This is a genomic window from Streptomyces triculaminicus (genome assembly GCF_017349075.1).
GTDB classification, from domain to species: Bacteria; Actinomycetota; Actinomycetes; order Streptomycetales; family Streptomycetaceae; genus Streptomyces; species Streptomyces triculaminicus.
Genome location: NZ_JAFMOF010000001.1, coordinates 1,789,675 through 1,803,554 on the forward strand (window position 1 = coordinate 1,789,675; position 13,880 = coordinate 1,803,554).

The 13,880-nt window shown below is 73.3% G+C and carries 11 protein-coding genes and 1 pseudogene; 9 read left to right on the plus strand and 3 right to left on the minus strand.

What is annotated here, in order from left to right; all coding sequences use genetic code 11:
* Positions 1-25: 25 nt before the first annotated feature.
* Positions 26-1,843, minus strand: coding sequence for a bifunctional metallophosphatase/5'-nucleotidase (locus J1792_RS08335; RefSeq protein ID WP_086573146.1), 1,818 nt, complete (start codon positions 1,841-1,843; stop codon positions 26-28).
* Positions 1,844-1,991: 148 nt separating this feature from the next.
* On the opposite strand from J1792_RS08335, the gene mshD reads away from it, so the two are divergent.
* From mshD to J1792_RS08370, 7 genes are all read left to right on the plus strand, one after another.
* Positions 1,992-2,915, plus strand: a complete 924-nt coding sequence (gene mshD, locus J1792_RS08340) for a mycothiol synthase (RefSeq protein ID WP_207246911.1) — start codon at positions 1,992-1,994, stop codon at positions 2,913-2,915.
* A 120-nt stretch (positions 2,916-3,035) separates the two neighbouring features.
* A complete protein-coding gene (locus J1792_RS08345; RefSeq protein ID WP_086573144.1) occupies positions 3,036-3,464 on the plus strand; it encodes a GntR family transcriptional regulator in 429 nt (142 codons plus the stop codon).
* A complete protein-coding gene (locus J1792_RS08350; protein WP_086573142.1) occupies positions 3,461-4,402 on the plus strand; it encodes an ABC transporter ATP-binding protein in 942 nt (313 codons plus the stop codon). The genes J1792_RS08345 and J1792_RS08350 overlap by 4 nt, the downstream gene beginning before the upstream one ends.
* Positions 4,399-5,445 carry an ABC-2 membrane transporter-related protein gene (locus J1792_RS08355; protein ID WP_207246912.1) on the plus strand — a complete coding sequence of 349 codons (1,047 nt, stop codon included), beginning with the start codon at positions 4,399-4,401 and terminating at the stop codon, positions 5,443-5,445. Before J1792_RS08350 ends, J1792_RS08355 begins: the two co-directional genes overlap by 4 nt.
* A 295-nt stretch (positions 5,446-5,740) precedes the next feature.
* Positions 5,741-7,978: an RNA degradosome polyphosphate kinase gene (locus J1792_RS08360; RefSeq protein ID WP_086573139.1), complete on the plus strand. Its 2,238-nt coding sequence runs from the start codon at positions 5,741-5,743 to the stop codon at positions 7,976-7,978.
* A 154-nt stretch (positions 7,979-8,132) separates the two neighbouring features.
* Positions 8,133-9,128, plus strand: a complete 996-nt coding sequence (locus J1792_RS08365; RefSeq protein ID WP_242645805.1) for a CHAD domain-containing protein — start codon at positions 8,133-8,135, stop codon at positions 9,126-9,128.
* Positions 9,125-9,559: an NUDIX hydrolase gene (locus J1792_RS08370; RefSeq protein WP_207246914.1), complete on the plus strand. Its 435-nt coding sequence runs from the start codon at positions 9,125-9,127 to the stop codon at positions 9,557-9,559. Before J1792_RS08365 ends, J1792_RS08370 begins: the two co-directional genes overlap by 4 nt.
* Positions 9,560-9,615: 56 nt before the next feature.
* Here J1792_RS08370 and J1792_RS08375 read toward each other — a convergent pair.
* Positions 9,616-10,412, minus strand: a pseudogene (locus J1792_RS08375) (class I SAM-dependent methyltransferase).
* A gap of 233 nt (positions 10,413-10,645) precedes the next feature.
* Here J1792_RS08375 and mshA point away from each other — a divergent pair.
* Both mshA and J1792_RS08385 read left to right on the plus strand, forming a co-directional pair.
* Positions 10,646-12,007: a D-inositol-3-phosphate glycosyltransferase gene (gene mshA / locus J1792_RS08380; protein WP_179198944.1), complete on the plus strand. Its 1,362-nt coding sequence runs from the start codon at positions 10,646-10,648 to the stop codon at positions 12,005-12,007.
* Positions 12,000-12,503 carry a type III secretion system chaperone family protein gene (locus J1792_RS08385; protein ID WP_086571257.1) on the plus strand — a complete coding sequence of 168 codons (504 nt, stop codon included), beginning with the start codon at positions 12,000-12,002 and terminating at the stop codon, positions 12,501-12,503. The genes mshA and J1792_RS08385 overlap by 8 nt, the downstream gene beginning before the upstream one ends.
* A 31-nt stretch (positions 12,504-12,534) precedes the next feature.
* Here the strand turns inward: J1792_RS08385 and J1792_RS08390 are convergent, their stop codons facing one another.
* On the minus strand, positions 12,535-13,815 hold the full coding sequence (locus tag J1792_RS08390; RefSeq protein WP_086571259.1) for an MDR family MFS transporter: 1,281 nt from the start codon (positions 13,813-13,815) through the stop codon (positions 12,535-12,537).
* Positions 13,816-13,880: the final 65 nt, after the last annotated feature.

Consider the following 13,880-nt stretch of genomic DNA (forward strand, 5'->3'; position numbering starts at 1 on the left):
CGCGGCGAGCGGGCGTCTCAGGGAGTTACTTCACCACCGTGATGCGCTCCGCCTTCGGCGGGGCCAGCGGGGACTCCTTGGAGGAGTGGGCCTGCAGGTAGGCGACGAAGACGTCGAGGTCCGAGGCCGCGACGAGCTTGTTGGTGCCCTCCTTGAAGGCGGGGAAGCCGTCGCCGCCGCCCATCAGGAACTCGTTGCCCGCGACACGGTAGGTCTTGGCGGGGTCGATGGGGGTGCCGTTCAGCTTGACGGAGGAGGCGACGACGCGGTCGGCGCCCTTCTTCGTCAGGTCAAGGGTGTAGGTCAGGCCCTTGCTGACCTGCAGGATCTTGGGGCTGGGCTCGTTGGGGCCGCTGACCTGCTGCTTCAGGACGGCGATGACCTGGGCGCCGGTGAGGTCCTTGAGCTGCATGAGGTTGGTGAAGGGCTGGACCGTGAAGGCCTCGCCGTAGGTCACCACGCCGTCGCCCTCGTTGCCGGAGGCCTTGTGGGCGAGGTCGGAGCGGATGCCGCCGGGGTTCATGAAGGCGATCTGGGCGCCGCCCTTGTCCTTCGGGGCGAGGGCCTCGAGCTGGGCGTCGGTGATGACGTCGCCGAGCGGCTTCTCGTAGTCCTCGGAGCCGCGGCCGTTGATGTCGGCGGAGATGTAGCCGACGGGCTTGTTGGCGACGGGGGCCGCGAGGGTCTTCCAGCGGTCGATGAGACGGGTCATGTCCGCGGCCTTGGGCTGCTCGCGGTTCACGACGTGGTTGGTGGCGCGGGGGCCCTTGACGCTGGTGCGGACGATGTCCTTGGTGCGACGGTCGTACGTCAGCGTGGTGTCGGTGTAGAGGCGGCCGAAGGAGGCGGCCGAGGTCACCGTGCGCGGGGCGCCCGACGGGTCGGGGATGGTGCAGGCGTAGGCCTGGTGGGTGTGGCCGGTGATGAAGGCGTCGACCTTGGGCGTGACCTTCTTGGCGATCTCGACGATCGGGCCGGAGATGCCCGCGCCGGCGCCGGGGGTGTCGCAGTTGTAGTTGTACGAGCCGGACGCCGGCATGCCGCCCTCGTGGACGAGGGTGACGATCGACTTCACGCCCTGGCGGTCGAGCTCCTTGGCGTACTTGTCGATCGTCTCGACCTCGTCGCGGAACTTCAGGCCCTTGACGCCCTCGGCCGTGACGACGTCGGGGGTGCCCTCGAGGGTGAGACCGATGATGCCGATCTTCACGCCCTTGTGCTGCCAGATCGTGTACGGCTTGAGGATCGGCTTGCCGGTCTTCTCGTCGACGACGTTCGCGGCGAGGTAGGGGAAGTCGGCGCCCTTGAAGGTCTTGCCCTTCTCGAAGCAGCCCTCCTTGGGGTGGCAGCCGCCGCGCTGCATGCGCAGCAGTTCGGCGCGGCCCTCGTCGAACTCGTGGTTGCCGACGGAGGTCGCGTCCAGCTTGATCTTGTTGAGGGCCTCGATGGTCGGCTCGTCGTGGAAGAGACCGGTCATCAGGGGGCTCGCGCCGATCATGTCGCCGGCCGCCGCGGTGATGGAGTACTCGTGGCCCTTGCGGGCCGTGCGCAGCGAGTTGGCGAGGTACTCGACGCCGCCCGCGGGTATGACCTTCGTCGTGCCGTCGGCCTGCGTCTCGGTCACGGTGCCGGAGGAGCCCTGCGGGGGCTCGAGGTTGCCGTGCAGGTCGTTGAAGGAGAGCAGCTGCACGTCCACCGTGCGGCCGTGGCGCTTTCCGTACGCGTCCGAGGCGCCGGCCGGGGCGGTTCCGGCGGTCAGGACGCCGGCGGTGGCGGCGAGCACGGCGGTGGTGGCGGTCAGCCGTCTGATGGTGCTGCGCTTGCGCGGCGGCTTCGCGGGCATGTGTTCCCCTTTTTCGGTCAATGTGCTGGGGGTGTATCAGGTCGGGCGCAGCATACGGTTGACGCGCGTAGCCCGGCAGGAGGGGTGCGGTGAAGGAAGGGTGACTTGTGCCGCATCCCCTGCCGCGGCCAGGTCGTAGGCTCGCCTCATGAGTGACGTGGTGAACGACGTGAGCGGACAGCGGCGCATCGAGGTGCTGGAGGAGCTGGCGCCCGGACAGGCGGAGGACGTGCTGCGCCTGATCGGCGAGGCCGCCGCCGCGGACGGGCAGCCGGCCGTCTCGGAACAGGGGCGCCTGCAGCTCAAGGGGTGGCGCGCGGGCGTGCTGCACGTCCTGCTGCGCGCCATGGACAAGGAGCTGGTGGGGTACGGCCAGCTGGAGGCGAACGACCCGGTGGAGGCGCCGGCCGGCGAGCTCGTCGTGCACCCCGACCACCGGGGGCACGGGCACGGGCGCGCGCTGGGCAACGCCCTGCTGACCGAGTCCGGCAAGCGGCTGCGGGTGTGGGCGCACGGCGGTCACCCGGCCGCCCGGCACCTGGCGCAGGTGCTCGGGCTGAGCCTGTTCCGCGAGCTGCGCCAGATGCGCAGGCCGCTGACGGACCTGGCGCTGCCCGATCCGGTGCTGCCCGAGGGCGTGACCGTACGGGCGTTCCGGCCCGGCGAGGACGACGAGGCGTGGCTGGCGGTGAACGCGGCCGCGTTCGCGCACCACCCGGAGCAGGGGTCGCTCACGCAGCGGGATCTCGACGACCGCAAGGCGGAGGGCTGGTTCGACGCGGACGGCTTCTTCCTGGCCGAGAAGGGCGGGGAGATCGTCGGGTTCCACTGGACGAAGGTGCACGCGGACGAGGGTCTGGGCGAGGTCTACGTGCTGGGCGTGCGGCCCGGCGCCCAGGGCGGCGGTCTCGGCAAGGCGCTGACCACGATCGGGCTGCGGCATCTGGCGGACAAGGGACTGCCGACGGCGATGCTCTACGTCGACGCCGACAACTCCGCGGCCGTCAGCGTCTACGAGCGGCTGGGCTTCACGACGCACGAGACGGACCTGATGTACCGGACCGAGAGCTGAGCCTGCGCCCCGGACCGAGAGCTGAGCCTGCGCCCCGGGCCGAAGAGGCGCGCCGCGGGCATTGATTGACAGGCCCACCCCCCTCCATCACCCTTTCACTAGTCAAGTAGTGAAAGGGTGATGCGCGTGGTCGAGTTCCGCATCGACCGGCGCAGTGGAGTCGCCACCTACCTCCAGATCGTGCACCAGGTCGAGCAGGCCCTGCGCCTGGGCCTGCTCGCCCCCGGCGACAAGCTGCCCACCGCCAAAGAGGTCGTCGCGGCCACCGCCATCAACCCCAACACCGTCCTGAAGGCCTACCGCGAGCTGGACCGCGCGGGTCTGGTCGAGGCGCGTCCCGGACTGGGAACGTTCGTACGGAAGTCGCTGGCACGCCCGGGCGCGGCCGCCGACTCCCCGCTGCGCGCCGAGCTGGCCGACTGGATGACACGCGCCCGCGCGGCCGGGCTCGACCGGGAGGACGTGGCCGCGCTGGCCGCCGCCGTCCTGGCCGAGGCCTTCGGGGACCACGCGCCGGCGGACCACCATGCGACTGAGGGGACTGCATGAACGAACTGACCTTCCTCCCCGACCGGACCGCCCTGGAGGCGGTCGGGCTGCGGGCGAGGCACCGGCGGCGCGAGGCGCTGCGCGCATGCACGTTCCGGGTACCGGCCGGCCGGGTGTGCGCCCTGGTGGGCCCCAACGGCGCGGGCAAGTCCACCCTGCTCGCCCTCGCGGCCGGGCTGCGCCGCTCCTCCGGAGGCCGGCTGCGCGTCCTCGGCGGGGCCCCGGGCGACCCCGCCGTCCGCCCCCGCGTCGCCTACGTCGCCCAGGACAAGCCGCTCTACCCGCACTTCACGATCGCCGAGACCCTGCGCATGGGCGCCGCCCTGAATCCCGGCCGCTGGGACCAGGCCGTCGCCGAGCGGCTGGTGCGCCAGGGGGACCTCTCGCCCCACGCGCGCGTGGGCTCCCTCTCCGGCGGCCAGCGCACGTGCGTGGCCCTGGCCCTCGCCTTCGGCAAGCGGCCCGAACTGCTCCTGCTGGACGAGCCGATGAGCGACCTCGACCCGCTCGTGCGGCACGGGATGATGGCCGCCCTGATGGCCGAGGCCGCCGAGCGCGCCACCACCGTCGTCATCGCCTCGCACATCCTCAGCGAGCTCGAGGGCGTCTGCGACTACCTGCTGCTGATAGCCGACGGGCGCGTCCGGCTCGCGGGCGAGGTCGAGGACCTCATCTCCGTGCACCGGCTCGTCGTGGGCCGCTACGAGGACGTCGGCACACCACGGGAGTTCGCCGCGCACACGATCGTCGAGGCGCGCACGACGGGCCGTCAGCTCACCGCGCTCATACGCCCCGAGGGCCCCATCAGCGGCACGTGGGAGATCACCGAACCGTCCCTGGAAGAGCTGCTCCTCGGCCATCTGCGCGCGCCCGGAGCCCCCGCGCTCCTCGCGCCGAGCGCCGAGCCGCGCATGCCGGCCTCGAGGTGGGCGGCATGAGGGCGGCGGCCGACCCGGGCGCGTCCTCCTCGGGCGAGTCCCCGGGCGCGTCCTCCCCGGGCGTACGGACGGGCACCGGCGGCGACGGGGGCTCCGGGACGGCCGGGCTCGTATGGCTGACGCTGCGCCGGCACCGCGCCACGGCGTGGGCCGCCCTGGGCGTGCTGGTCGCACTCCTGGTGACGCTGGGGTTCCTGCAGGCGGCGATCACCGGCTACGTCCGCTCCCACAGCCTCGACACCGCCTGCGCCGAGGAGTCGGGCTGCGGCTTTTCGAACGACGCCGTCAACACCTTCCGCGCCGACTTCGGCGATCCGCTGCACTACGTCGGCCTGTTCGTCGAGTTGCTGCCGCTGCTGGCCGGGCTGTTCGTCGCCGGACCCATGATCGGGCGGGAGATGGAGAGCGGTACGTACCGGCTCGCCTGGACCCAGTCCGTCTCGCCGGGGCGCTGGCTCGCGGTCAGGATGGCGGTGCCGGCCGTGGCCGTGCTGGCCGGGCTCTCGCTGCTGTCCGCCGCCTACACCTGGACCTGGCGGGCCGTGCCCGCGCGGACGCTGCCGGAGGAGTGGTGGTCCCGCTCGTACGACATGCTCGGGGCCGTCCCCGTCGCCCACGCGCTGCTCGCGCTGGCCGTGGGCGCGCTGATGGGGCTGGCGCTCAAGCGCACCCTGGCGGCCATGGGCGGCACGCTCGTGACGTACCTCGCGCTGGCGGGGGGCCTGGAGTCGCTGCGGCCCCGGCTGACCGGCCCGGTCACCGAGCTCTCCCCCGAGATGCCGGGCCTGATCAAGGGGGACGCCTGGATACTCGAGCGGGGCCTGATCGCCCGGTCGGGAGGCCGCGTTCCCGAGCCGGACTGCAAGGTGGGCGTCAGCCCGGAGCGGTGCGCCGAGCAGCACGACGCCACCGGGTGGTATCTCGACTACCACCCGTCCTCGCACCTGTGGACCCTGCAGTGGACGGAGGCCGCGATCGCGCTGGCGCTCGCCGCGCTGGCGGCGGGAGCCGCGATGTGGTTGATCCGCCGGACGTACCCCTGAGGCGCCCGCACGCGCCCCTGAACGCGCTGGACGGGCCCCTGACGCGCCGCACAGGCCTCCGGGGCGTCGCAGCCCGCCCGGTCGCCGGAACGGGCCTCTGGGCCCCCGCGTCCGGCCCGTCCGCCCGTCCGGCGATTCCTCCACGTCACGTGCGCGTTACCCGTGATTCAACCTCGGTTGCGAGCCTTGCCCAATGCAGCCCGCAACGTCTCGCGCGACCGAACGACGGCTTCGCGCCGCCCCCGCGTTCTCGCCCGACGCGCCGGTGCGGCCCGCGGCGCGGAACAATGAAGACATGGACCGGTCGTCCGGCGCACGTGCGCACGACAACACCGACTCGGTAGGGTTCATCGCGGCCCACCGGCCGAACGCGGCTGTCGTGGCGGGCGTGCCACAGCTGGGGGACGAGCTGGACGCGTACGAGCTCAAGAGCGCGGCCCCGGGGGAGGACCGGCCGGCCGAGGCGCTGCCCGAGGGGCGCTTCCTGGACCGCGAGCGCAGCTGGCTGGCCTTCAACGAGCGGGTGCTGGAGCTGGCCGAGGACCCGGCGACCCCCCTCCTCGAGCGGGCCAACTTCCTGGCGATCTTCGCCAGCAACCTCGACGAGTTCTTCATGGTCCGCGTCGCCGGACTCAAGCGCCGCATCGCCACCGGCGTCGCCACCCGCTCCGCCTCCGGGCTGCAGCCGCGCGAGGTGCTGGAGCTGATCTGGACCCGCTCCCGCGAGCTCATGGCCCGGCACGCCGCCTGCTACCACCAGGACGTCGCCCCCGAGCTCGCCGAGGAGGGCATCCACCTGATCCGCTGGCCCGAGCTGACCGACAAGGAGCAGGGCCGGCTCTTCACGCTCTTCCGGCAGCAGATCTTCCCCGTGCTGACGCCGCTGGCCGTCGACCCGGCCCACCCCTTCCCGTACATCTCCGGGCTCTCGCTCAACCTCGCGGTCGTCGTGCGCAACCCGGTCAGCGGGCACGACCACTTCGCGCGCGTGAAGGTGCCGCCGGTGCTGCCGCGCTTCCTGGAGACCTCCCCGCAGCGGTTCGTCCCGCTGGAGGACGTCATCGCGGCGCATCTCGAGGAGCTCTTCCCCGGCATGGAGGTGCTCGCCCACCACATGTTCCGGGTGACGCGCAACGAGGACCTCGAGGTCGAGGAGGACGACGCCGAGAACCTCCTGCAGGCCCTGGAGAAGGAGCTCATGCGCCGCCGCTTCGGCCCGCCCGTGCGGCTGGAGGTCGAGGAGACCATCGACCCGTACGTCCTGGACCTGCTGGTGCGCGAGCTGAAGATCTCCGACGCCGAGGTCTACCCGCTGCCCGGGCCGCTCGACCTCACCGCGCTCTTCGCCATCGGCTCGCTGGACCGGCCCGAGCTCAAGTACCCCAAGTTCGTGGCCGGAACGCACCGTGACCTCGCCGAGGTCGAGTCCGCCTCCGCGCCGGACATCTTCGCGGCGCTGCGGGAGCGGGACGTGCTGCTGCACCACCCCTACGACTCCTTCTCCACCTCCGTGCAGGCCTTCCTCGAGCAGGCCGCGGCCGACCCGGACGTACTGGCGATCAAGCAGACGCTGTACCGGACCTCGGGCGACTCGCCGATCGTCGACGCGCTGATAGACGCCGCCGAGTCCGGCAAGCAGGTCCTCGTCCTCGTCGAGATCAAGGCGCGCTTCGACGAGCAGGCCAACATCAAGTGGGCCCGCAAGCTCGAGGAGGCCGGCTGTCACGTGGTCTACGGGCTGGTGGGCCTCAAGACGCACTGCAAGCTGTCGCTGGTGGTGCGGCAGGAGGGCGAGACGCTGCGCCGCTACTCGCACGTCGGCACGGGCAACTACCACCCCAAGACGGCCCGGCTCTACGAGGATTTCGGCCTGCTGACCGCCGACGCGCAGGTGGGCGCGGACCTCTCCGACCTGTTCAACCGCCTCTCCGGCTACTCGCGGCGCGAGACCTACCGGCGGCTGCTGGTCGCGCCCCGCTCGCTGCGCGACGGCCTCGTCTCCCGGATAACCAAGGAGGTCGCGCATCACCGGGCCGGGCGGCCCGCGTACGTGCGCGTCAAGGTCAACTCGATGGTGGACGAGGCCGTGATCGACGCCCTGTACCGCGCGGCGCGGGCCGGGGTGCCGGTGGACATCTGGGTGCGCGGCATCTGTGCGCTGCGGCCGGGCGTGCCGGGGCTGTCGGAGAAGATCCGGGTGCGCAGCGTGCTGGGACGGTTCCTGGAGCACTCGCGCGTCTTCGCCTTCGGCAACGGCGGCGAGCCCGAAGTGTGGCTGGGCAGCGCGGACATGATGCACCGCAACCTCGACCGGCGCATCGAGGCGCTGGTGCGGGTCACCGACCCCGCCCACCGCTCCTCGCTCAGCAAGCTGCTGGAGCTCGGGGTGTCCGACAGCACCGCCTCCTGGCACCTGGGTCCGGACGGCAACTGGACGCGGCACGCCACGGACGCCGACGGGCAGCCGCTGCGGAACGTGCAGGAGATGCTCATTGACGCCCGGAGGCGCCGGCGTGGCTCAGCGACCTCATGACCCGCCGGTTCATGACGCGCCGGTTACGGTCGCCGTACCGGCCGCTGCCACTGGGGGGCAGGAAATGATGACGACGAATCCGTCCGGTCCGGCCGGGCCGGTGGGGGTACCCGTGTCCGTGTCTGTGTCCGTGCCCGGGTCCGCGTCCGTGGCCATGGGCACGGCGACCGCCGGGGACGTGCTCGCGGGATATCTGCACGGGCAGGCGACGGACTTCCTGCGCAGCCTGCGGCTGCACGCGGAGAGCGGCGCCGACGCCGAGGACGCGAGCGAGGCCGCCCGGCTGCTGCGGCGCTCCGCGCGCCGCGTCGCCGGGGTGCTGCAGGTCTACCGCCCGCTCACCGACACCGCGTGGACGGACCAGCTCCGCACCGAACTGGTGTGGCTGACCGGCGTGCTGGGGCGCGAACACGCGTACGCGGCGCGGCTCGCGCGGCTGCGGGGCGCGCTGCACAGGCTGTCGCGGGCGGAAGGCGAGCCGGAGGGCACCGGTTCGCTGACGGTGGGGGCGGCCCGGGCCGGAGCCCTGCTCGACCGGCAGCTCAGCCTGGCCCGTACCCGCTCCCACTCGGCGGCTCTGCAGGCCCTGGGCTCCTCCCGCTTCCACGCTCTGGCCGACGCGGTCGCCGTGCTGGCCTCCGAGGTGCCGCTGGACCCGGCGGCCCGGGACCTGCTCGCCCGGGAGGCGCTGCCCTGCCTGGTCGAGCAGACGCACCGGCGGCTGACCGACGCGGTGGAGGCGCTGCCGCTGGGGGTGGCCGGCCGGCCGTACAACGCGGAGGCGCTCGCGCACGGCCTGGCGGCGACGCAGGCCGCCGACTCGCCGCCCGCCGAGTCCCGCCAGGACGCGCCCTGGCACCAGGCCCGACGGCTGGTACGGCTGCGCCGCTACGCCCAGGAGGTGCTCGACGAGCACGAGCAGGGCGAGGCGGAACCCTCGCTGTCGGTACGGCTGCTGGGCGCGGGGCAGGCGCTGGACCGGCACCGCGACGCCGCCGAGGCGGCCGCGTCCGCGGCGTCCGCCGCCCGCACCCCGCGCATCGCCCCCGCCACCGCGTACGCCCTCGGCGTGCTGCACGCCGACCAGCGGCACGAGGTGGAGTCGGCGCGCTACGCCTTCGGGCGGATCTGGCAGCGGGTGACGCCGTGACCGGACAACGGCGCGAGCCGCCCGGGCCGGGCGGCGACGTGGTGCGCGCGGCGGGGTGCGTGCTGTGGCGGCGCGGCGAGCGGCACCCCGTCGAGGTGGCGCTGGTGCACAGGCCGAAGTACGACGACTGGTCCTGGCCGAAAGGCAAGCTCAAGCGTGGCGAGGACCCCTTGAGGGGCGCGGTGCGGGAGGTGCTGGAGGAGACCGGCATGCGGTGCGTGCCGGGGGCGGCCCTGGAGACGTCGCGGTACGTGGTGGACGGGCGGCCGAAGGAGGTCCACTACTGGCTGGCGGAGGCGGTGGGCGGGGCGTTCGCCCCGAACAAGGAGGTGGACGAGGTGGTGTGGCTGCCCCCGGCCGACGCGCGGCTGCGGCTCACCCACGACCGGGACCGGCCGCTGGTCGACGCGCTGCTGGCCGAGCTGGGCTGAGCCCCCGCCCGGCCCCGGCCCCGGCCCGGCTTCGGCCCGGGCCTTGGCCCCCGGCCTCAGCTTCTGGGCGCCAGCGCGTCCCAGCGAAGGGTCAGTTCCCCTGGCGCCACCGGTGGGGGCCGTCCACGACGGGCCAGTCGGCCCGCAGCGTGGCGGCCGTCCGTATCCACCGCTGCCGCGCGCTGAGCGCCCCGTAGGGGGCCAGCGCCGCCCACGCCCGGTCGAAGTCGCGCAGGAAGGCATGCACGGGCTCGCCGGGGACGTTGCGGTGGATGAGCGCCTTCGGCAGGCGTTCGGCCAGGTCGGAGGGGGTGCCGAGGGAGCCCAGGCGTGCCGCGAAGGTCAGGGTGCGGGGGCCCTCCGGGCCGAGCGCCACCCATACGTGGCGGCGGCCGATCTCGTCGCAGGTGCCCTCAACGACCAGGCCGCCCGGCGCCAGGCGCGCGCACAGCCGCGCCCAGACCTCCTCGACCTGGTCCTCGTCGTACTGCCGCAGGACGTTCGCGGCCCGGATCAGCAGCGGTCGCCGCCCGGCCGGCAGCGGCACCTCGAAGCCGCCGTGCGCGAAGGACAGGCCGTCCCGCTCGTAGGGCTTGGCCGCCGCGACCCGGGCCGGGTCGATCTCGACGCCCACGACCTCGGCGTCCGGCCGGACGGTCCGCAGCCGCCCGAGCAACTCGACGGCCGTCCAAGGCGCGGCGCCGTACCCGAGGTCCACGGCGACCGGGTCGGCCGCCCGTCGCAGCACGCCCGCGTGGGCGGCGGCGATCCAGCGGTCCATGCGACGGAGCCGGTTGGGGTTGGTGGTCCCCCGGGTGGCGGAACCGATCGGGCGGGACCGGACGGACATCATGCGAACACCGTACCGGGCCCCGGGCGGCCCCTCGTCGCGCCGGACGGGCTCCGCCGGGAGGGCCGCAGGGGCGGCCGGTGTGCCGGGCTTCATCACGCTTTGGCAAAGTGGAAATGGCACCCGCCCTCGTTGTGTTGGCAGGGTGGAGAGCAGGCAGTTCCCAGCACGCAGCACGGCCAGAGCACGTCCCCAGGGGCGGATGAGCCCTCGACGGTGGACGGAGGATACGCACGGTGAGCCAGTACGCAACCCGGCTCGGCGCCCGCCGCGGCCGTACGCTCGGCCCCTTCCCCAAGCCCCAGCTGCTGCGTCTGGGCGGTCACCGCCGGCCCCGGCGGGTGGCGATGCTCAGCGTCCACACCTCGCCCCTGCACCAGCCCGGTACGGGCGACGCGGGCGGCATGAACGTGTACATCGTGGAGCTGGCGAAGCGGCTCGCCGCGATCGACATCGAGGTCGAGATCTTCACCCGCGCCACCACCGGCGCCCTCCCGCCCACCGTGGAGCTGGCCCCCGGCGTGCTCGTGCGGCACATCGACGCGGGCCCCTACGAGGGGCTGGCCAAGGAGGAGCTGCCCGCCCAGCTGTGCGCCTTCACGCACGGCGTGATGCGGGCCTGGGCCGGTCACCGGCCCGGCTACTACGACCTCGTGCACTCGCACTACTGGCTCTCGGGTCACGTCGGCTGGCTCGCCGCCGAGCGCTGGGGCGTGCCGCTCGTCCACGCCATGCACACCATGGCCAAGGTCAAGAACGCCGCCCTCGCCGAGGGCGACACCCCCGAGCCCACCGCCCGGGTGATCGGCGAGACCCAGATCGTCCGCGCCGCCGACCGGCTCATCGCCAACACCGACGGCGAGGCCGCCGAGCTCGTCCACCACTACCAGGCCGACCCCGCCAGGGTCGCCGTGGTGCACCCCGGCGTGAACCTCGACCGCTTCCGTCCCGCCGACGGCCGCGCCGCCGCCCGCGAGCGGCTCGGGCTGCCGGCCGACGCCCTGATCCCCCTGTTCGCCGGCCGCATCCAGCCCCTCAAGGCCCCCGACGTGCTGCTGCGCGCGACGGCCGAGCTGCTGGACCGGCGGCCGGAGCTGCGCGCGCGGATGGTGGTGCCCGTCGTCGGCGGCCCCAGCGGCAGCGGCCTCGCCCGGCCCGAGGGCCTGCAGAAGCTGGCCGCCCGGCTCGGCATCGCCGACGTCGTCCGCTTCCGCCCGCCGGTCGGCCAGGAGCGCCTCGCCGACTGGTACCGGGCCGCGTCCGTGCTGGTGATGCCCTCCCACAGCGAGTCCTTCGGGCTGGTGGCGGCCGAGGCGCAGGCCTGCGGCACGCCGGTCGTCGCGGCGGCCGTCGGCGGCCTGCCCGTGGCCGTGCGCGACGGGGTGAGCGGCTTCCTCGTCGACGGCCACGACCCCGCCGACTACGCGACCGCCCTCGGCCGCTTCGCCGACGAGCCCGGACTCGTGGACCGGATGGGCGACGCGGCCGCCCGGCACGCGCGCTCCTTCGGCTGGGACACGGCGGCCTCCGGGACGGCCGAGGTGTACACCGCGGCGATGGCCGAGCGGCGGCGTCGCCTACGCTCGGCTCATGTCTGACGCGAAGACCACCATCGAGCACGCGCTGGAGGAGGCGGGGCTCGAGTGGGAGAGCCCGGCCGGTGCCGACGGCACGTACGTCGTGAAGCTCCCCGGCACGCGCAAGCTCTCGACGACCGTCTCCCTGGTCGTCGGCAAGCACTCGCTGTCCGTCAACGCCTTCGTGGTGCGCCGGCCCGACGAGAACCACGAGGCGGTGCACCGCTGGCTGCTGGAGCGCAACACCAGGCTCTACGGTCTGGCCTACGCCGTCGACCGGCTCGGTGACATCTACCTGGTGGGCCGCCTGCCGCTGGCCGCGGTGACGTCAGAGGAGGTCGACCGCATCCTGGGCACGGTCCTGGAACACGCGGACGGCAGCTTCAACACCCTGCTGGAGATGGGCTTCGCGAGCGCGATCCGCAAGGAGTACGCGTGGCGTACGGCGCGCGGCGAGTCGACGCGCAACCTGGACGCCTTCGCGCGCCTGACGCGCGAGGAGGGCGACGGGGCGTAGGCCCGTCGCCCTCCTCGTACGGCGTGGCGGCTCAGACCGCCGCCGGCTCCGCCTCCCCCGCGGCGGCCGGGCTCGCGGTGGTGTCGCCCGCAGCGGCGTCGGCCGGCGGAAGGTCGCGCATCAGCAGCCAGTACCCGGCGGCGGCTACGGTGCCGACGGCGGCGCACGTCGCCCACAGGGTGTCCGCCCCGTACTGATCGATCAGCCAGCCGCCCACCAGCGGGGCGACGAGCGCGGCCGCCGGCCACGACAGCGTGAACATGCCCTGGTAGCGCCCGCGGCCCTGGGCCGGGGAGAGCCGCACGACGAGGCCCATCTGGGTGGGGGAGTTGATGATCTCGGCCAGCGTCCAGACGACGATGGTCAGCGCGTAGACGCCGACCGATCCGGCGAAGGCGGTGAGCCCGAAGCCGTACCCCGCGAGCAGCGCGGAGAGCATCAGCAGCGTGCGCGGGTCGCGGTGTTCGATGAAGCGGGTCACGGGGATCTGCAGGGCCACGATCAGCACGCCGTTGACCGCGATGACGGTGCCGTAGTCGCCGGGGGAGAAGCCGTCGGCGCCCATGGCCACCGGCAGGGCGACCGAGTGCTGCATGAAGATGAAGGCCATCAGGAACGACAGGAACACCACGCCCATGTAGCGCCGGTCGCGCAGCACCGTCATCAGGCTGATGGGCTCCTCGTCCGCCGCGGCGCCGTCCTTGACGGCCGTCGGCTCCGGCCGGGACTCGGGCAGCTTCCAGAAGACCAGGAGGGCGCAGGCGAGGGTCATCGCGGCCTCGCCGAGGAAGCCGATCAGGTAGCTGTGCTCGGCGACGAGGCCGGCGGCGAGCGAGGAGATGGAGAAGCCGATGTTGATGGCCCAGTAGTTCAGGGCGAAGGCCCGTACCCGGTCCTTGGGGGCGACGATGTCGGCCATCATCGCCTGCACGGGCGGGCGCGAGGCGGCGCTGGCCATGCCCACCAGGAAGGCGACGGCCGCGATGGCCACCGGGTGTTCCATGAAGCCCAGCAGTGCCACGGAGACGGACATGGAGAGCTGGGAGATCATCAGCGTGGGCCGCCGCCCCAGCCGGTCGGCCATCACGCCGGCGCCGAGGGAGGAGATCACCCCGCCCAGGCCGTGGAGAGCCGCGACGAGGCCGGCGTAGACGGCCGAGTAGCCGCGGTCGAGGGTGAGATAGAGGGCCAGGAAGGTGGCGACGAACGCGCCCATCCGGTTGATCAACGTGGAGGTCCACAGCCACCAGAACTCGCGGGGCAGCCCCGCGACGCTCCTTCTCGCGGCCTGTCTGACGCTTGCTACGGACATTCCGCCGGCCCCCCGGGTGTAAGTGGCTCTTTAACTCTCCGCAACTTACCCACGTGGGCGTGTGC

Bases quoted from the DNA above. Each gene is read 5' to 3' on its own strand.
- J1792_RS08355 (WP_207246912.1), top strand. From the start codon at position 4,399: ATGAGGGCGGCGGCCGACCCGGGCGCGTCCTCCTCGGGCGAGTCCCCG.
- mshD (WP_207246911.1), top strand. From the start codon at position 1,992: ATGAGTGACGTGGTGAACGACGTGAGCGGACAGCGGCGCATCGAGGTG.
- J1792_RS08335 (WP_086573146.1), bottom strand. From the start codon at position 1,843: ATGCCCGCGAAGCCGCCGCGCAAGCGCAGCACCATCAGACGGCTGACC.
- J1792_RS08365 (WP_242645805.1), top strand. From the start codon at position 8,133: ATGGGCACGGCGACCGCCGGGGACGTGCTCGCGGGATATCTGCACGGG.
- J1792_RS08390 (WP_086571259.1), bottom strand. From the start codon at position 13,815: ATGTCCGTAGCAAGCGTCAGACAGGCCGCGAGAAGGAGCGTCGCGGGG.
- J1792_RS08350 (WP_086573142.1), top strand. From the start codon at position 3,461: ATGAACGAACTGACCTTCCTCCCCGACCGGACCGCCCTGGAGGCGGTC.
- J1792_RS08345 (WP_086573144.1), top strand. From the start codon at position 3,036: ATGCGCGTGGTCGAGTTCCGCATCGACCGGCGCAGTGGAGTCGCCACC.
- J1792_RS08385 (WP_086571257.1), top strand. From the start codon at position 12,000: ATGTCTGACGCGAAGACCACCATCGAGCACGCGCTGGAGGAGGCGGGG.
- J1792_RS08360 (WP_086573139.1), top strand. From the start codon at position 5,741: ATGGACCGGTCGTCCGGCGCACGTGCGCACGACAACACCGACTCGGTA.